At 70.2% G+C, this 16,527-nt stretch carries 19 protein-coding genes; 17 read left to right on the top strand and 2 right to left on the bottom strand.

The genetic code is table 11. The annotated features are described in order from the left end of the window. Nucleotides 1–6 precede the first annotated feature (6 nt). The 16 genes from ACQP0P_RS11370 (at nt 7) to dprA (ending at nt 13,040) form a co-directional block, all read left to right on the top strand. Nucleotides 7–420, top strand: coding sequence for a roadblock/LC7 domain-containing protein (locus ACQP0P_RS11370; protein WP_433381815.1), 414 nt, complete (start codon nt 7–9; stop codon nt 418–420). Between the two features lie 24 nt (nt 421–444). Continuing rightward, nucleotides 445–903 (top strand): DUF742 domain-containing protein, encoded by a 459-nt coding sequence (locus ACQP0P_RS11375; protein WP_433374603.1) that lies wholly within the window; start codon nt 445–447, stop codon nt 901–903. Beyond that, nucleotides 884–1,477 (top strand): GTP-binding protein, encoded by a 594-nt coding sequence (locus tag ACQP0P_RS11380; protein ID WP_433374606.1) that lies wholly within the window; start codon nt 884–886, stop codon nt 1,475–1,477. Before ACQP0P_RS11375 ends, ACQP0P_RS11380 begins: the two co-directional genes overlap by 20 nt. 85 nt (nt 1,478–1,562) lie before the next feature. Continuing rightward, nucleotides 1,563–3,122 carry a signal recognition particle protein gene (gene ffh / locus ACQP0P_RS11385; RefSeq protein WP_433374608.1) on the top strand — a complete coding sequence of 520 codons (1,560 nt, stop codon included), beginning with the start codon at nt 1,563–1,565 and terminating at the stop codon, nt 3,120–3,122. An 802-nt stretch (nt 3,123–3,924) separates the two neighbouring features. Further along, nucleotides 3,925–4,392, top strand: a complete 468-nt coding sequence (gene rpsP / locus ACQP0P_RS11390; RefSeq protein ID WP_433374611.1) for a 30S ribosomal protein S16 — start codon at nt 3,925–3,927, stop codon at nt 4,390–4,392. A gap of 1 nt (nt 4,393) precedes the next feature. Beyond that, a complete protein-coding gene (locus tag ACQP0P_RS11395; RefSeq protein WP_030906210.1) occupies nt 4,394–4,636 on the top strand; it encodes an RNA-binding protein in 243 nt (80 codons plus the stop codon). Between the two features lie 250 nt (nt 4,637–4,886). Continuing rightward, the gene (gene rimM / locus ACQP0P_RS11400) at nt 4,887–5,402 is read left to right on the top strand and encodes a ribosome maturation factor RimM (RefSeq protein ID WP_433374614.1); all 516 of its coding nucleotides are present in this window, start codon (nt 4,887–4,889) and stop codon (nt 5,400–5,402) included. Between the two features lies 1 nt (nt 5,403). Beyond that, nucleotides 5,404–6,195 (top strand): tRNA (guanosine(37)-N1)-methyltransferase TrmD, encoded by a 792-nt coding sequence (gene trmD / locus ACQP0P_RS11405; RefSeq protein ID WP_433374617.1) that lies wholly within the window; start codon nt 5,404–5,406, stop codon nt 6,193–6,195. Between the two features lie 238 nt (nt 6,196–6,433). Continuing rightward, on the top strand, nt 6,434–6,787 hold the full coding sequence (gene rplS / locus ACQP0P_RS11410; protein ID WP_433374620.1) for a 50S ribosomal protein L19: 354 nt from the start codon (nt 6,434–6,436) through the stop codon (nt 6,785–6,787). A gap of 157 nt (nt 6,788–6,944) precedes the next feature. Then, the gene (gene lepB, locus ACQP0P_RS11415) at nt 6,945–7,811 is read left to right on the top strand and encodes a signal peptidase I (RefSeq protein WP_433374623.1); all 867 of its coding nucleotides are present in this window, start codon (nt 6,945–6,947) and stop codon (nt 7,809–7,811) included. 9 nt (nt 7,812–7,820) lie between these two features. Continuing rightward, nucleotides 7,821–8,414, top strand: coding sequence for a signal peptidase I (gene lepB, locus ACQP0P_RS11420; protein WP_433374626.1), 594 nt, complete (start codon nt 7,821–7,823; stop codon nt 8,412–8,414). A 64-nt stretch (nt 8,415–8,478) separates the two neighbouring features. Next, nucleotides 8,479–9,165, top strand: a complete 687-nt coding sequence (locus ACQP0P_RS11425) for a ribonuclease HII (protein WP_433374629.1) — start codon at nt 8,479–8,481, stop codon at nt 9,163–9,165. Nucleotides 9,166–9,204: 39 nt separating this feature from the next. Next, the gene (locus ACQP0P_RS11430; protein WP_030511723.1) at nt 9,205–9,528 is read left to right on the top strand and encodes a DUF2469 domain-containing protein; all 324 of its coding nucleotides are present in this window, start codon (nt 9,205–9,207) and stop codon (nt 9,526–9,528) included. Nucleotides 9,529–9,694: 166 nt separating this feature from the next. Beyond that, entirely contained in the window at nt 9,695–10,048 is a 354-nt protein-coding gene (locus ACQP0P_RS11435) for a YraN family protein (RefSeq protein WP_433374632.1), read from the top strand. Nucleotides 10,049–10,110: 62 nt separating this feature from the next. Further along, the gene (locus ACQP0P_RS11440) at nt 10,111–11,727 is read left to right on the top strand and encodes a YifB family Mg chelatase-like AAA ATPase (RefSeq protein ID WP_433374634.1); all 1,617 of its coding nucleotides are present in this window, start codon (nt 10,111–10,113) and stop codon (nt 11,725–11,727) included. Then, nucleotides 11,724–13,040, top strand: a complete 1,317-nt coding sequence (dprA, locus tag ACQP0P_RS11445) for a DNA-processing protein DprA (RefSeq protein WP_433374637.1) — start codon at nt 11,724–11,726, stop codon at nt 13,038–13,040. The genes ACQP0P_RS11440 and dprA overlap by 4 nt, the downstream gene beginning before the upstream one ends. 82 nt (nt 13,041–13,122) lie before the next feature. On the opposite strand, the gene ACQP0P_RS11450 is transcribed toward dprA, so the two are convergent. Further along, nucleotides 13,123–13,767, bottom strand: a complete 645-nt coding sequence (locus tag ACQP0P_RS11450) for a murein hydrolase activator EnvC family protein (protein ID WP_433374640.1) — start codon at nt 13,765–13,767, stop codon at nt 13,123–13,125. Nucleotides 13,768–13,853: 86 nt separating this feature from the next. On the opposite strand from ACQP0P_RS11450, the gene ACQP0P_RS11455 reads away from it, so the two are divergent. Then, complete coding sequence (locus ACQP0P_RS11455) at nt 13,854–15,206, top strand: CoA transferase (protein WP_433374643.1); 1,353 nt, start codon at nt 13,854–13,856, stop codon at nt 15,204–15,206. Nucleotides 15,207–15,236: 30 nt separating this feature from the next. Here ACQP0P_RS11455 and ACQP0P_RS11460 read toward each other — a convergent pair whose 3' ends face one another. Then, nucleotides 15,237–16,481, bottom strand: a complete 1,245-nt coding sequence (locus tag ACQP0P_RS11460) for an MFS transporter (RefSeq protein ID WP_433374646.1) — start codon at nt 16,479–16,481, stop codon at nt 15,237–15,239. Nucleotides 16,482–16,527 lie beyond the last annotated feature (46 nt).

Raw genomic sequence — 16,527 nt, forward strand, 5'->3', positions numbered from 1 at the left:
CGCGAAATGAGCCAGGCCGCCCGGGGGGTCAATTGGCTGATCACTGACTTTGTGAACAACGTCCCAGGTGTGGCGCACACAGTCGTCGTGTCGGCGGACGGTCTGCCGTTGGCGTATTCCGACGGATTTCCCAGGGACAGGGCGGACCAGCTGGCCGCGGTCGCGGCCGGCCTGATCAGCCTGACCCAGGGCGCCTCACGGGTTTTCGAAGGCGGTGCGGTCACCCAGACCGTGGTGGAGATGCAACGAGGGCTGCTCCTCATCATGTCCATCAGTGACGGTTCCTGTCTGGCGGTGCTGGCCGCCGCCGACTGTGACATGGGACTGGTGGCCTACCAGATGACGATGCTCGTCGAGCGGGCAGGCCAGGTGCTGACCCCGGCCGTCCGCGCGGAACTGCAGTCTTCCCACACACGGTGACGGCGATGATGCTAGGAGGCTGTCGTGGCAGGCCGCGGCTGGACCGGTGAGGGTGACCCGCACAGCGGGTTTCCCTATCAATCGATGGACGACCCCCACCGGCAACAGGGGAGTCCTTCGCATCTCATGCAGCCGGCGCCGTCGGAGCAGAGCTCCCTCGTCCGTCCGTATGCCGTGACCGGGGGGCGCACCGCCCCCCGGACCCAGCTCGCCCTGGAGGCCCTGGTCTCCTCGGCGACCTCCATACATCACGATTTATCCACCCGCACCCCGGAGTATCAGGCGATCAGTTCCCTGTGCCGGCAAGTGCGTTCGGTCGCTGAGATCTCCGCGATGCTCCGCATCCCGCTCGGCGTGACCCGGATCCTGGTCGCCGACATGGCCGCCGAGGGTCTGATCCAGCTGCATCAGCCTCAGCTGGACGCGGGCAAGCCGGATCTCAACCTGCTGGAAAGGGTGCTCAGTGGACTTCGCAGGCTCTAGCCGCGGCGGCGGCCTGACATCGACGAAAATCGTCGTCGCCGGGGGATTCGGTGTCGGTAAGACCACGTTCGTGGGGGCGGTGTCGGAAATCCTGCCGCTGACCACGGAGGCGGTGATGACCGACGCCAGCGCCGGGATCGACGATCTCGGCCTCACTCCGAACAAGACCACCACCACGGTCGCGATGGACTTCGGCCGCGTCTCGCTGGACCGCGACCTGATCCTTTACCTGTTCGGCACGCCCGGCCAGCACCGGTTCTGGTTCATGTGGGACGACCTGGTCCGCGGCGCGATCGGCGCGATCGTGCTCGTCGACACCCGGCGGCTGGCCGACAGCTTCCCGGCGATCGACTACTTCGAGGAGGCCAAGCTCCCCTTCGTCGTCGCGGTCAACGGGTGGGACGGCACCTACCTGCACGGTGAGGAGGAGGTACGCGAGGCGCTGACGCTGGCGCCTCACATCCCCATCTCCAAGACCGACGCCCGCTCGCGCGACGCGGTGAAGGCCACGCTCATCACGCTTGTGGAGCACGCGCTCACCATGCGGATGGCCGTTCCCGGCTGGGGCCGCTGACCGCGGGAGGGCGTCAGTCGCACCTCCCAGCGGATAGGCTGGGAGGTCGAGTCGCAGACCTGTAGCGCAGAGGCTGGCCAATCACGTGTTCGAGACGCTTTCCGACCGGCTGACATCGGTCTTCTCCTCCCTTCGATCCAAGGGTCGGCTCTCCGAGGCCGACATCGACGCGACCTGCCGCGAGATCCGCATCGCGCTCCTCGAGGCCGATGTCGCGCTGCCCGTGGTCAAGGCGTTCGTCGCCCAGGTCAAGGAGCGCGCCCGCGGCGCCGAGGTCTCCCAGGCGCTGAATCCGGCGCAGCAGGTCGTCAAGATCGTCAATGACGAGCTCATCGAGATCCTCGGCGGCGAGACCCGGCGGCTCCGCTATGCCAAGAACCCGCCGACCGTCGTCATGCTCGCGGGCCTGCAGGGCGCGGGCAAGACGACCCTGGCCGGCAAGCTCGCCCGCTGGCTGCGTGAGCAGAACCACACGCCGCTGCTGGTCGCCGCCGACCTCCAGCGGCCCAACGCGGTACAACAGCTCTCGGTCGTGGCCGAGCGCGCGGGCGTCGCGGTCTACGCGCCCGAGCCGGGAAACGGCGTCGGCGACCCGGTCGCGGTGGCCCGCCAGTCGATCGACCACGCCAAGCGGCAACAGCACGACATCGTCATCATCGACACCGCGGGCCGCCTGGGCATCGACCAGGAGCTGATGAAGCAGGCGGCGGACATCCGCGACGCGGTCTCGCCCGACGAGGTCCTCTTCGTCGTCGACGCGATGATCGGCCAGGACGCCGTCAGCACGGCCCAGGCGTTCATGGAGGGCGTCGGTTTCGACGGTGTCGTGCTGACCAAGCTCGACGGCGACGCCCGCGGCGGTGCCGCACTGTCGGTCCGCCACATCACCGGCAGGCCGATCATGTTCGCGTCCACCGGTGAGAAGCTCGAGGACTTCGACGCCTTCCACCCGGACCGGATGGCCTCCCGCATCCTCGACATGGGTGACATCCTCACCCTGATCGAGCAGGCCCAGAAGACCTTCGACGAGGCCGAGGCCGCCAAGATGGCGAGCAAGCTCACCTCGGGCGAGGGCTTCACCCTGGAGGACTTCCTCGAGCAGATGATGATGGTCCAGAAGATGGGCCCCATCAAGAACCTGCTCGGCATGATGCCCGGCATGGGGCAGATGCGTGACCAGCTCAACCAGGTGGACGACCGCGACCTCGACCGCATCGCCGCCATCATCCGCTCCATGACCCCCGCCGAGCGTCACAATCCGAAGATGATCGACGGCTCACGCCGTGCCCGTATCGCGAGGGGCTCCGGTGTGACGGTGACCGAGGTGAGCGGCCTGGTCACCCGCTTCTTCGACGCTCAGAAGATGATGAAGCGGATGGCCGGCGGCATGGGCATCCCCGGGATGCCCGGTGGTCGTAAGGGAGCCAAGGCCGCGCAGAAGAAGGCGGCCAAGGGACGCAGGGTCAGCGGTGACCCGCGCAAGGCCGCCCTCGGCAAGGCCGCCCCCGACAAGTCCGGCGAGCCTGCGGCCCCGGCGGGGAACGGCCTCCTCGGCAGGCTCGGTTCCGGGCAGCAGCTGCCTCCTGGCCTGGAGCTGCCGCCGGGCTTCGACCCCTCGAAGTTCAAGCTCCCCGGTCAGAAATGAGCGATGGCCCCTTCCACGCGCGTGCCAGATGGATCTGGGTGATCATCGTCGCGGGGTTCATCCTGGTGGCCGTGCTCGAACTGCTCGGGGTACGTCCGAAGTAGTGCTCCCACCACGCCATCCTGGCCGACGGATCGTACGGCGGGTACGCGGGCCGCGCGGGTGCTCCCGGGGGTGCGGGAGTCTCCGGCGCCTGGGCGGCTCCCGGCAGGATCGGCGCCTCGGGCAGGACGGGGGCTTTGAGCCGCGAGGCGGTCCCCGGCGGTTCGAGGGTCTCCGGCGGGGCGGGTGCTCCCGGCCGCACCGGAGCCCCGGGCAGGAGCGGGCCCCAAGGAGGCACGGACGTTCCTCGTGGGACGTGAGACGGCCAGGGGACACTGTCGTGGCCGGTTCCCGGGTTTACGGCAGGGGAAGGGGCGGACGCCGGAGGCGCGTCGGCCTGACCGGCAGGGGTCGCCCTGATGGTCAGCACCGCTCCCAGCACGGTGATGGATCCGGTCGCGGTCAGCAGCAGAGATCTGAGGGTGGTTGCCACGGCGGCCATTTAGCGCAGCAGGCCGGACCCGCAGGGGGCCCGGACACACGTGGATTACCGAGATTTGCCCTCCGGCCGCCACGGGGGATGGCCGTGGATTGGCCGGGCACCCCCGCGCGTCTGGCACAATGACATGTTGGAACATCGTGACACGTGGTTGCCCTCTCACTCCCACGTGCCATGCCTGTCCCTCGATCGGTCCTCTCCTCGTGCCCCACTCGATGAGACACCGCTCACCCACGCTCTAATGCAGGAGAGACCACACCAGTGGCAGTCAAGATCAAGCTCAAGCGGCTCGGCATGATCCGCAACCCGCAGTACCGCATCGTCATCGCCGACAGCCGCACCAAGCGTGACGGCCGGGCGATCGAGGAGATCGGCCTCTACCACCCGAAGGAGAACCCCTCGCGCATCGAGGTCGACTCCGAGCGGGCGGCCTACTGGCTGGGTGTCGGCGCGCAGCCGACCGAGCCCGTCCTCAAGCTCCTCAAGCTCACCGGCGACTGGCAGAAGTTCAAGGGCGAGTCGGCTCCGGCTCCGCTCCTGGTCGCCGAGCCCAAGGCCGACCGCCACGCCGTCTACGAGGCCGCGGCCAAGGAGGCGCTGTCTCTGGAAGCCGCCACCACGCCGAAGAAGTCGACCCGCAAGGCGGCTCCCAAGGCTGAAGAGGCCCCCGCCGAGGCCCCGGCTGAGCCCACCGCGGCCGCCGAGGAGAAGCCGGAAGGCGAGGCCTGAGGTGCTTGAGGAGGCCCTCGAGCACCTGGTGAAGGGCATCGTCGAATACCCCGACGACGTCCAGGTGCACGCTCGCCGCATCCGCAGCGGGCGTGTGCTTGAGGTCCGGGTGCATCCCGAGGACCTCGGTAAGGTCATCGGCCGCGGTGGCCGTACGGCCAAGGCGCTTCGCACGGTCGTGAACGCCCTCGGCGACGGCAAGTACGTCCGGGTCGATCTGCTCGACCTGAACGAGGCCCGCTAGGGCCTGTCCTGTGGATCTTGCCGTCGCGAGGATCGGTCAGGTGGTGTCTCGCAAGGCGGAGGAGGGAGCCGCAGCGTGCTGCGGTGACCGACGACAACGCGGCGAGGCGCCGCCTGACCGACCGCAGTAGGCAAAAGATCCGCAGGACAGGCCCAAGCCGCCGGACGCGTCCAATCGAGCGAACGGGCCACCCGCCCAGCGCGGGTGGCCCGTCTGCTTTCCACCGGCATCACTATGTGAGGAGGCGGGCGTGCAGCTCGTCGTAGGGCGGATCGGTCGCCCGCACGGACTCCGCGGAGACGTGTCCGTGGAGGTGCGCACCGACGAGCCTGACAGGCGCTTCGCCCCGGGCACCGCCCTGGCCACCGACCCCGCCTCGGCCGGCCCGCTGGTCGTCGAGTCCCGTCGCTGGCATTCGGGCATCCTGCTGGTCAGGTTCGAGGGCGTGAGCGACCGTGACCAGGCCGAGGATCTCCGCGGCACCATGCTCGTCATCGACTCGGCGGACATCCCGCCGTCCGACGATCCCGACGAGTTCTACGATCACCAGCTCATCGGCCTCGCCGTGGTCAAGCCCGACGGCGAGCGGGTGGGCGAGGTGTCCGACGTGCTCCACCATGGCCAGGACCTGCTCGTCGTACGGCGTGGGAAGGCGGAGGTCTACGTGCCGTTCGTCAAGGCGCTGGTCCCGGTGATCGACCTTGAGAAGGGCATCCTCGTCGTGGACGGTCCGGCGGGACTGCTCGATCCGGACGAGATCGTCTGACATGCGCGTCGACGTCATCTCGATCTTCCCCGAGTACTTCGCCCCCCTCGACGTCTCCCTCATCGGCAAGGCCCGCGAGCGCGGCATCCTCGACGTCCGTCTCCACCAGCTCCGCGACCACGCCCACGACGTGCACCGCACGGTGGACGACACACCCTACGGGGGGGGGCCCGGCATGGTCATGAAGCCCGAACCCTGGGGCGAGGCCCTCGACGAGGTCCTCGCCGCGGACCCCGTGGCCCTGCCGCGGATGATCGTGCCGACCCCCAGCGGTGTGCCCTTCACCCAGAAGCTGGCGATGGAGTACGCCGCCGAGCCCTGGCTGCTGTTCACCCCGGCCCGCTACGAGGGCATCGACTCCAGGGTGATGGCCGAGTACGGCGCGCGCATGCGGGTGGACGAGGTCAGCATCGGGGACTACGTGCTCGCCGGAGGCGAGGTGGCCGTGCTGGTGATGATCGAGGCCATCGGGCGGCTGCTGCCGGGTGTGCTCGGCAACGTCCACTCGGCCGTGGACGACTCCTTCGCGCCCGGCGCGATGGAGAACCTTCTCGAAGGTCCCGTCTACACCAAGCCGCCCGAGTGGCGGGGGCACGAGGTGCCGGAGATCCTGCTCTCCGGGCATCACGGAAAGATCGCCCGGTGGCGGCGGGATCAGGCACTGCGCCGTACCGCGAGGAACCGGCCCGAACTGCTGGCGGCGCTCGCCCCGCAGAGCCTGGACAAGCACGACAGGCGGCTCCTGTCCGAGCTCGACCAGCCCGGGACCGGACCCGTCGGCCCGGCTCCCTGACCGGTTCCGTCCCCTGACCGGCGGGGCCGATACGGGGCCCTGACCGGTTGATTTCCGGTCGGTCGGGAAAATATGGCAGACTGAAGCGTTGCCGTCGACTGCCTTCCCGGCCTCCGGGCCGGTCTCATTGCGGCCGGCTCCAAGACACAATCCATTTCAGCACGCGTGTCCATCACGACGCCGCTCCGTCGCGGCCGGATGGACCTCCGGGTGCGTTTAAAAACGAGGTACCACTGCCATGCACACGCTGATCAGCGAGCTCGAGACGTCCGCGCTCCGCACCGACATCCCGAGCTTCCGGCCCGGTGACACGCTCGAGGTCCACGTCCGGGTCATTGAGGGCAGCAGGTCCCGTGTCCAGGTCTTCAAGGGCTTCGTCCTTCGCCGCCAGGGCGGTGGCGCCCGCGAGACCTTCACGGTTCGCAAGGTCAGCTACAGCGTCGGCGTCGAGCGTACCTTCCCGGTGCACAGCCCGGTCATCGAGAAGATCGTCCTCGTGACCCGTGGCGACGTCCGCCGGGCCAAGCTCTACTACATGCGTGACCTGCGCGGCAAGGCCGCCCGTATCCGCGAGAAGCGCGAGGCCCGCTAGGCGCGCGCGGTAGTCGCCGCCCTGGCCCGCGCCCTCTTTTCCGGGGAGCGGGCCAGTCGCATGTAAGGAGGTTTGACCTCCTATGGCAATACGCATGGCTATGCGGTACCCCGTCACTCGACCACTTGGTGCCGCCCATCATCTAGGCTCGTCAGCGATGACTAGCGAAGACCGGGAGTACGGCGCAGTCTCGCGTCGACCTGTCGAGGACGAGGTGGACGTGGTCGCCGAAGACACCCAGAAGAACGCCAAGAGCGACAAGGGCAAGAAGAAGGGCTCCTTCTGGAAGGAGCTGCCTGTTCTGATCGTCGTGGCGGTGGTGCTCGCTCTCATAATCAAGACCTTCGTGATCCAGGCGTTCTACATTCCTTCGGAGTCGATGGAGAACACCCTCCTCACGAACGACCGGGTCCTGGTCAACAAGCTCGTCTACCGCGTCCGGGACATCGAACGCGGCGACGTGGTGGTGTTCTCCGGGGTCGACTCCTGGGATCCCGAGATCGACCTTGAGGAGCCGTCCAACCCGGTCGCGGGGTTCTTCCACTGGGTCGGAACCGCCTTCGGCGTGGTCCCCGGCGAGAAGGACTACATCAAGCGGGTCATCGGCGTCGGCGGCGACACGGTGAAGTGCTGCGACGCCCAGGGCCGGGTGACGGTCAACGGGGTCCCCCTCGACGAGGACTACCTCTACCCGGGTGACGTGCCGTCCCAGAAGTTCTTCGAGGCCAAGGTCCCCGAGGGCCGCCTGTGGGTGATGGGCGACCACCGGATGGTCTCCCTCGACTCCCGCTCCCACCTGGGCGACCCCGGCGGCGGGACGATCTCGGTGGACAAGGTGATCGGCCGGGCCTTCGTGATCGTGTGGCCGTTCTCCAGGGCCACGACCATTCCCATTCCCGACACCTTCGGTCAACCGGCTCTCAAAGCCGCCGCGGCCGTGGGAGGCGCGGCCCCGTTCCTCGCGGGCTTCGCAGGCGCCGTGCCGCTGGTGCTGTGGCGTCGTCGCAGACTTTCAAGGCGGTAGCCGAACCTCATGACCGTGGAACCCGAGGCTGACAAGAACAAGAAGTCCGGTAAGGGCGGCAACCTGCGCGAGTCGCTGTTCCTGCTGGTGTGCGGGGTGGTGGTGGCGCTGCTGTTGCAGGCCTTCGTCTTCCAGTCGTTCTGGATCCCGTCGGAGTCGATGGAGAACACCCTTCAGGTGGGTGACCGGGTGGTCGTCAACAAGCTGCACGGCGACGCCGAGCGTGGCGACATCGTGGTTTTCAAGGGCTGGAACGACGAGGACACCATCAAGCGGGTCATCGCGGTCGGTGGTGACACGGTGAAGTGCTGCGACGCCCAGAAGCGGATCACGGTCAACGGAGTGCCGCTCGAAGAGGGCTCCTACCTGTACCCCGGCGACTTCCCCTCGGGGGACGCGTTCGAGAAGGTGGTCCCCGCCGGGAGACTGTGGGTCATGGGCGACCACCGCACCGCCTCCGCCGACTCGCGCGCCCACGAGGAGCGGAAGGGGGAGGGCACGATCTCCGAGGACGACGTCGTCGGCCGTGCGGTGGCGATCTACTGGCCGTTCTCCAGGGCCACGATCCTTTCGAGGCCGGAGAGTTTTCTCAAGGTGAGATAGCGGTACCGAATGCACCGGAGGGGGCGTACTCTCTGGTCATGGTCGCTGTGTCACCCGAGGTGTCATGACGGTTGCGTTTCGCCCCAGGCCCAGTGTGGTCCGGCGCGATCTAGGGCTGTACGGCTACGAGCGGGCCCTTGACCGCCGCGGGCTCGGTCCCGTGGCGGGGGTCGACGAGGCGGGCCGTGGCGCCTGTGCCGGGCCTCTGGTGGTCGCCGCCGTGGTGCTGGGCGGCCGGATCGACGGCCTGGGTGATTCCAAGCAGCTGACGGCCTCCCGCCGTGAGTCGTTGTATGAGCGGATCACGGCGACCGCGGAGGCGGTGAGCGTGATGGTGATCCCGCCGGGTGAGATCGACACCCGCGGTCTGCACAGATCCAACATCGATGGAATGCGCAGGGCCGTGGCACGGCTTCCCCGTCAGCCCGGCTACGTTCTCACCGACGGGTTTCCCGTTCCCGGGCTGCCCATGCCGTCATTGGGGGTGTGGAAGGGAGATCAGGTCGCGGCCTGTATCGCCGCGGCCTCGATCGTGGCCAAGGTGACGCGGGACGAGATGATGGTCGCGTTGCACGAACGTCATCCCCGGTACGGATTCGCCGTGCACAAGGGGTATGGCACCGTCGATCATCGCAGGGCTCTCAGAACCTACGGTCCGTGTCCGGACCACCGCTTCTCGTTCTCGACGGTGGCACGGTCAGGAGCGGGCGAGGTGATGGGTGAGAATGAACTGGGGGCCGGTGCCGTCTGATCGGGCGGGCCGGGGTGTGCGTTTAACAGGAGGACCGGTATGAGCGCAGAGGATCTCGAGAAGTACGAAACCGAGATGGAGCTGCAGCTTTACCGTGAGTACCGCGACGTTGTCGGCCTGTTCACATACGTCGTGGAGACTGAGCGGCGCTTCTATCTCACCAACTCCGTCGATCTCGACGTGCGGACCGCCGAGAACGGCGACGTGTTCTTCGACGTGAAGATGCAGGACGCCTGGGTCTGGGACATGTACCGGCCCGCGAGGTTCGTCAAGAACGTCCGCGTGGTGACCTTCAAGGACGTGAACGTCGAGGAGCTCGCCAAACCCGATCTGGAGATGCCGAAGGAGGGCTTCTCCTCTTGAGGGGTTTTGCGGCTTTTTGACCATTGCTGAGCTGCGGGAACGCTGTCCGCGGGCCGGGGCGTCGTCCACAGGCGCGCCTCGTCTCCGGCCGGTTGTCCACAGAGCCCCGTTCGGCTCGTCGGGGGCGCGGTGAGCTGAGCGAAGGTCGGGAACCGGAGGTGGTTCCATGGCCGCGAAGGATGAGCTTGGCAGGTACGGCGAACAGGTCGCCGTCGACTATCTGCTCGCGCACGACCTGCAGATCCTGGATCGCAACTGGCGATGCCCGGACGGGGAGATCGATGTCGTCGCCCGAGAGGGGCGCACGCTCGTCGCGGTGGAGGTGAAGACCCGCTCCGGCCGCCGTCACGGCACCGCCTTCGAGGCGGTCACCGATGCGAAGATCGCGCGCCTGCGCGTGCTCGTGGCCAGATGGGTCGCCGAGCACCAGGAGGGGTTCGACGCGATCCGCGTTGACGTCGTCGCCCTTGAGCGGTTCGCCGGGGATTTCGCCATCCGCCACGAGCGGGGGGTGTGCTGATGTCTCCTGGCCTGTCCTGGATCATTCGCTCCCCACATCCCACCCCGTGGGAGGTGAGGTGAGTGGCCGTCGCACGCACGCGCTGCGTCGCCCTGGTCGGGGTGACCGGCCGTCTCGTCGAGATCGAGGCCGACATCGGTAGCGGTGTCGCGGGTCTGCACCTGATCGGAATGCTGGACACCGCGCTGAGCGAAGCCCGCGACCGGGTCCGCTCCGCCCTGGTCAACAGCCGGTACGCGTGGCCCGACGCCCGGATCACGGTCAGCCTGTTTCCCGCCAGCCTGCCCAAGCGGGGAAGCCTCTTCGACCTGGCGATCGCGATGGCCCTGCTCGCGGCGGCCGGATTCGTGCCCGCGGCCAGGGTCGCCGAGCCGCTCTTCCTGGGTGAGCTGGGTCTCGACGGCTCGGTGCGGCCGGTGAGGGGCGTTCTCCCCGCGGTGCTGGCGGCCGTCGCCGCGGGTGCCCGCACCGTCGTCGTCCCCGCGCGCAACGCCGCCGAGGCGGGTCTCGTGCCGGGCGTGACCGTGATCCCCGCGACCACCCTGGGCGCGCTGGTGAGCGGGCTGCGAAGCGGTGAGCCGCCGGGAGGCGTCCTGGACGGTGCCGGAGATCCCGATCACCGGGCCGCGCGCCCGCTTCCGCCGGGATGTCCCGGCGAGGCCGTCCCCGGGCACGACCTGGGAGACAGTGCCGCCGGTGCCGCCGGTGGCATCGAGGACGGTCCCGACCTGGGAGACGTCGCCGGGCAACCCGTCGCCCGCCGCGCGCTGGAGGTCTGCGCCGCCGGTGGTCACAACCTCTGGATGCTCGGTCCTCCCGGCACCGGCAAGACCATGCTCGCCGAGCGGTTGCCGACCCTGCTCCCGGCCCTGGAGTGGGATCAGGCCCTGGAGGTGACCGCCATACACTCGGTCGCCGGAGTGCTGCCCAAGGATCGCCCGCTGCTGGTCCGTCCGCCGTTCGTGGCGCCACACCACACCGCGACCGTCGCGTCCGTCATCGGTGGGGGCAGCGGGATGATCCGTCCCGGTGCGGTCTCGCTGGCCCACCGGGGAGTGCTCTTTCTCGATGAGGCCCCCGAGTTCTCGACGACCGTTCTCGACGCGCTCAGGCAACCGCTCGAATCGGGCCGGGTGACGGTCTCCAGGGCGCTGGGGGCGGTGACCTTTCCCGCCAGGTTCGCGCTGGTGCTGGCGGCCAACAGGTGCCCGTGCGCGCGGCCCTCCACCCCCAAGGATCCGTGCGCGTGCGCTCCCGCCGCCCGCCGCCGCTATCTCGCCAGGCTCTCCGGCCCGCTGCTCGACCGGGTGGACGTCAAGGTCAGCCTCTTCAGGTCGACCAGGCGCGAACTCCTCGCCGACCGCCGCTTCATCGAGCCCAGCAGGGTGGTGGCAGAACGGGTGCTGCTCGCCCGTGAGCGCGCCGCCAAGCGGTTCGCGAACATGCCGTGGCGCTGCAACGCGGAGATGCCCGCCCGCGCCCTCCACGCCGAATACCGGCCGCCGGCCGCGGCGATGTCACCGCTGCTCCGGCATCTCGACAGCGGCCTGCTGAGCGCCCGGGGTCTTGACCGGATCATCAAACTGGCCTGGACCCTGGCCGACCTCGCCGGCAAGGACCGGCCGGAGCCGCACGAGACCAATTCCGCCCTCGGGCTGTGGCTGGGGGAGGAACGTTGAACGACAGGCTCGCGCGGCTCACCCTGATGCGCCTGGCCGAACCGGGTGACACCGCGATGGGCGCGCTCGTCGCCCTACGCGGCCCACAGGCCGCCGTGGCCCTGGTCCGGGAGGGCGCCGTGGACGCGGATCTCACCCGATGGTTCGCCGACACCCACGATCGCCCGGCTGGAGGTCCCGGTCCCCGCGACGGGGGCTCCGGTCCGTACGGCGGGAATCTGTACGACAGGGGCTCGGACCGAGGTGGGGGAGGGGCAGGCGCCTCAGATGGCGACTCGGGGGCGGGCGGTGGCAGGAGGGCCGGGTGGGACGGACGGCTCGCGGCCAGGTTCGACCGGATGGTCGCATCCTGGGCGGCCCGGCTGAAGACGGCCGACCCCGAGCGTGATCTGGCCGAGGGCGAGCGGATAGGCGCCAGGCTGGTGATTCCCGGCGACGCCGAGTGGCCGAGTCAGCTGGACGACCTGGGCGGCTCCCGGCCCCATGCGCTCTGGCTGCACGGCGACGCCGACCTGCGATTCTCCTGCCTCAGATCCGTCGCGGTCGTCGGTTCCCGGGCCGCCACGCCATACGGCACGCACGTGGCGGCGGAGCTCGGGGCGGGGCTGAGCGAGAGGGGATGGGGGGTCGTCTCCGGCGGCGCCTACGGCATCGACGGTGCCGCCCACCGCGGTGCGCTCGCCGGTGAGGCACCGACGGTCGTCGTGCTCGCCTGTGGCGCCGACGTCGCCTATCCCAGCGCGCACCAGCAACTGTTCGCGGCCGTCCGGGCGCAGGGGGTGCTGGTCAGCGAATGTCCCATGGGCGCGCACCCGACCCGGCCGAGGTTTCTGGTCAGGAACCGTCTCATCGCGGCCCTGTCACGGAGCACCGTGGTCGTCGAGGCCGCCGTGCGCAGCGGGGCGCTCAACACCGCCGGGCACGCGGTCGCGCTCAACCGGCAGCTGGCCGCGGTGCCGGGCCCGGTGACCTCGGAGGCTTCGGCAGGGTGCCATCGGCTGATCCGCCAGGGCAGGGCCGTCTGCGTCACCGGTGCCGAGGAGGTGATCGAGCTCGCCGGAACGATGGGCACCGACCTGGCCCCAGAGGCGCGCGGGCCGGTGCTCCCCCGTGACCGGCTCGACCCGGAGAGCAGGAAGGTCGTCGAGGCGATGCCCACCCGGATCGGCATGGGGCCGGCGACGATAGCCGTCGCCGCGGGCGTCGACCTGGAGACCGTGCTCTCCTGCCTCGGCGGCCTGGCCGCCGCGGGCTACGTCGAGCGTGTCTCTCGGGGCTGGCGTCTCCGCGCCGATCGTCCTTTCGGTGGATAGCCTTCTCCCCGGGCAGGGCGTGCCCGGGGAAGCGGTCGCCTTGGCATCGGTCAGGGACGGGCACCGGCGTGCCCATCGGTGATCACCGCTGTGCGGGACGGCCGGCGAGATCCAGGCCGGGCCACAGGGGGAGCAGGCGGACCTGGCCGTGACCGAGGAGGAGCAGGGGGTCGAGATAGGCGCGGTCGCGGAGCAGCCCCCAGTGCAGGCAGGCGGTGGGGCAGTGCCCGGGGACGTCCTGGAGGACGCCGATCACCTCGCCGGTGGCCACCGCCCGCCCGCGTCCCACCGAGGGCTGGACGGGCAGGTAGGTCGTCCGCAGGCCGCCGGAGTGGAGCACGGTCACCACTCCACGGTCCGCGAGCGGGCCCGCGTAGCCGACCGTTCCGGCTCCCGCGGCACGCACCTCGGCTCCGGGTGACGCGGCGAGGTCGGTGCCCCTGTGACCGGCCAGCCACGGCTGCGCCGGTGGCGCGAACCCCCTGAGCACCCGTGGTCGCCCGGCGAGCGGCCATCCCCAGCGTGGAGAGGGGGCGGGCGCCTCGCCCGGACGCGTCGCCCCGGCCATGTCGAGTGCGGCCTCGCGGCCGGTTTCTCCGCCGGTTTCTCCGCCGGTTTCTCCGCCGGGGGATGCGAGGGGGGTCGCGTGCTGGGAGCCGGCTGCCGGAGTGGCCAGGATCAGGGAGCAGAGCACGGCTCGCAGCCCGATGGCGGAGAAGGGTCTCATGCCTGCGAGCATGCGGAACAGCGGCGCGGCGGATATGGGCCGAACTGGATTCTGTGGATAGGCGGCCGAGGGTGTGGAGGGATCGCGTGGTCGAAGAACGTATTCGCGAGCTGGCGGCCGAGGCGGGGGTCGAGCTGCCGCCGGTACGGGTGACCGGGGATGATCCGGTGCTGCCTTCCGTCTTCCGGGTGGGCGCCGCCGCCGCGGTCGCCGTTGGAGTCGCCACCGCGGCGGCCGCCGCGCTCGGGGGAGGCGGGCGGGAGGCGGCGGTGGACCTGCGGGAGGCGGCAGCGGCCTTCAGGGACGAGCGTCACTTCAGGATCGACGGAGTCGCCGGGGAACTGTGGGCCCCTCTCTCGGGTGACTACCGCGCCGCCGATGGCTGGGTCCGGTTGCACTGCAACTTCGACCACCACCGGGACGCGGCTCTCGCGGCGCTGGGACTTCCCCCGGCCGCGGGCCGGGACGCCGTCGTGCGCGCCTGCGCCGGCCGGGCCGCCGTCGAGGTCGAGGAGTCGGTGACGGCCGAGGGAGGATGCGCCGCGGCCATGCGCAGCCGTGCCGAATGGCGCGAGCACCCCCAGGCCCGCCAGGTCGCCAGGTCGCCGCTCGTCGGCCTGACCCGGTTCGGAGACTCCGGCGGTGGGCGGACCCGTGCCCCGAGGAGGGGAGAAGGGCGGCCGCTGGACGGGGTTCGGGTGCTCGATCTGACCAGGGTGATCGCGGGGCCGGTGGCGACCCGCACGCTGGCGGCCCACGGCGCCCAGGTGCTCAGGGTGGGCGCGGGGCACCTTCCCGAGGTACCGGGGCTGGTGATCGGCACCGCGTTCGGCAAGCGGTCCTGTCACCTGGACCTGAGGACGACGGCCGGGCGCGCCGCGCTGCGCGACCTGGTGGCCGGGGCGGACGTGCTCGTGCAGTCCTACCGGCCGGGGGCTCTCCGATCGCTGGGGTTCGGCCCCGGGGAACTGGCGGCGATCAGGCCGGGGATCGTCTGCGTGGACGTCTCGGCGTACGGGGGGCGCGGGCCGTGGGCGCTCCGGCGCGGGTTCGACAGCCTGGTGCAGATGGCGTGTGGCATCGCGCACGAGGGCGGTGGCGGATCGCGGCCACACCCGCTTCCCGCCCAGGTCCTCGACCACGCCACCGGCTACCTGGCCGCTTTCGGGGCGATGGCCGCCCTGCTCCGCCGGTCCGCGGAGGGAGGCTCCTGGCGGGTCGAACTCTCCCTGGCGGGGACCGCGCGATGGCTGGACGGCCTCGGCCGGGTCGACGGCGCGGCCACGCCGGAGCCGGACGTCACCGATCTGATCGAGGAGATGGACAGCGCCTTCGGCCGCCTGACCTATCTCCGGCCCCCCGGCACCGTCGGCGGCGTGTCGCCGTACTGGTCGAGCCCGCCTCCGGAGAACGGTGAGCACCCGCCCGCCTGGTGGTGAGGTGGTCGCGCGGGGCATCACAAACGATCATCATGTCGGAGTTGCGGAGGAGTGGCGGAGGGGGGAGAGGCCGATCCAGGCGAGGGTGGTCAGCACCCCGGCCGCGGAGATCCACAGCACCGGGCGGAGCCCCAGTAGCTCGCCGAACAGGCCACCGGCCAGGCTGCCGAGGGTGAGGACGCCCTGGATCATGAAGGACATCGTGGCGTTGACCCGGCCGCGCAGTTCGGCGGGGGTCTCGCGCAGGGTGATGGCGCCCATGCAGACGGCGAAGGCCACGACGGCCATGCCGGAGGTCACCGCGCTGGCGGACATGAGCAGGAAGCTGCGCCACACCGGGCCGCCGGAGAGCGCCGCGACCGCGTAGTCGATCGGGAAGAGCAGGGTGGCGTAGACCAGCATCCGGTTCTCACCGAACCGTCTGGTCAGGCGGGGCACCACGGCGGCACCGAGCAGGCCGCCGATGCCGAAGCAGGCGGTGAGCGCGCCGACCAGGCCCCCGGGCAGGTCGAGCACGTTGAGCGCGTAGATCACGAACAGCGCCATGTAGACGCCGCCGAAGAAGTTGATCGTCGTCCCGCCGCCGCAGAGCGCGCGGAGCGCCGGGTGCCGGACCACGGTGCCCAGGCCCTCGCGGATCTCGGTCCACATGCCGCGCGGGGGTGCGGGGGTGTGGGTTTCCGGCGCGCGGATCCCCCGGATCAGGAACGCGGAGAGCAGGAAGGACAGCGCGTCGACCAGGATCGCGAACGGCGCGGTGATCAGCTGGACGAGCAGCCCGGCGAGGCTGGGGCCGCCGACGCTTGCCACGGCGAAGGCCGACTGGAAGCCCGCGAGCGCCTCGGTCCGCTGGCTCTCGTGGACCACGGTGACCAGGTGCGGGAAGTTGACCGACCTGAAGATCACTGAGCAGGTGCCGACCACGAAGGCCACCGCGATCAGCCAGGGCACGGTCAGCAGGCCGGTGATCCAGGCCGCCGGGATGGTGGCCATGGCGGCGGCCGAGACCAGGTCGCAGGCGATCATGACCGGCCGGTGCCGCCTCAGCCGGTCGGCGAGGGCACCCGCCTGGAGCCCGATCAGCAGGTAGGGCAGCGAGGTCGCGGCGGTGAGCACGCCCATCTGGACGGGGGAGGCGCCGAGCAGGACGGCGGCGGTCAGCGGCACCGCCAGCCGGGAGACCTCGGCGCCGGTCTCGGTGACGGCACGGGCGGAGAGCAGCAGCCGGTAGTCGCGCTGCCTCCTGAGCGGCACCGGCTGGAACACGGAGGTCACGTCACCCTCCGGAAACTGTGAAAGGAACACTTCATAACTGTGAAGG

Origin of the sequence: Streptosporangium sp. CA-115845 (genome assembly GCF_050943795.1) — a bacterium.
Lineage (GTDB): Bacteria > Actinomycetota > Actinomycetes > Streptosporangiales > Streptosporangiaceae > Streptosporangium.

Coding starts and splice junctions, on each gene's coding strand:
- rplS (WP_433374620.1), top strand. CDS start 6,434: ATGCACACGCTGATCAGCGAGCTCGAGACGTCCGCGCTCCGCACCGAC.
- lepB (WP_433374623.1), top strand. CDS start 6,945: ATGACTAGCGAAGACCGGGAGTACGGCGCAGTCTCGCGTCGACCTGTC.
- ACQP0P_RS11435 (WP_433374632.1), top strand. CDS start 9,695: ATGGCCGCGAAGGATGAGCTTGGCAGGTACGGCGAACAGGTCGCCGTC.
- ACQP0P_RS11430 (WP_030511723.1), top strand. CDS start 9,205: ATGAGCGCAGAGGATCTCGAGAAGTACGAAACCGAGATGGAGCTGCAG.
- trmD (WP_433374617.1), top strand. CDS start 5,404: ATGCGCGTCGACGTCATCTCGATCTTCCCCGAGTACTTCGCCCCCCTC.
- ACQP0P_RS11425 (WP_433374629.1), top strand. CDS start 8,479: ATGACGGTTGCGTTTCGCCCCAGGCCCAGTGTGGTCCGGCGCGATCTA.
- ACQP0P_RS11450 (WP_433374640.1), bottom strand. CDS start 13,767: ATGAGACCCTTCTCCGCCATCGGGCTGCGAGCCGTGCTCTGCTCCCTG.
- ACQP0P_RS11370 (WP_433381815.1), top strand. CDS start 7: ATGAGCCAGGCCGCCCGGGGGGTCAATTGGCTGATCACTGACTTTGTG.
- lepB (WP_433374626.1), top strand. CDS start 7,821: ATGACCGTGGAACCCGAGGCTGACAAGAACAAGAAGTCCGGTAAGGGC.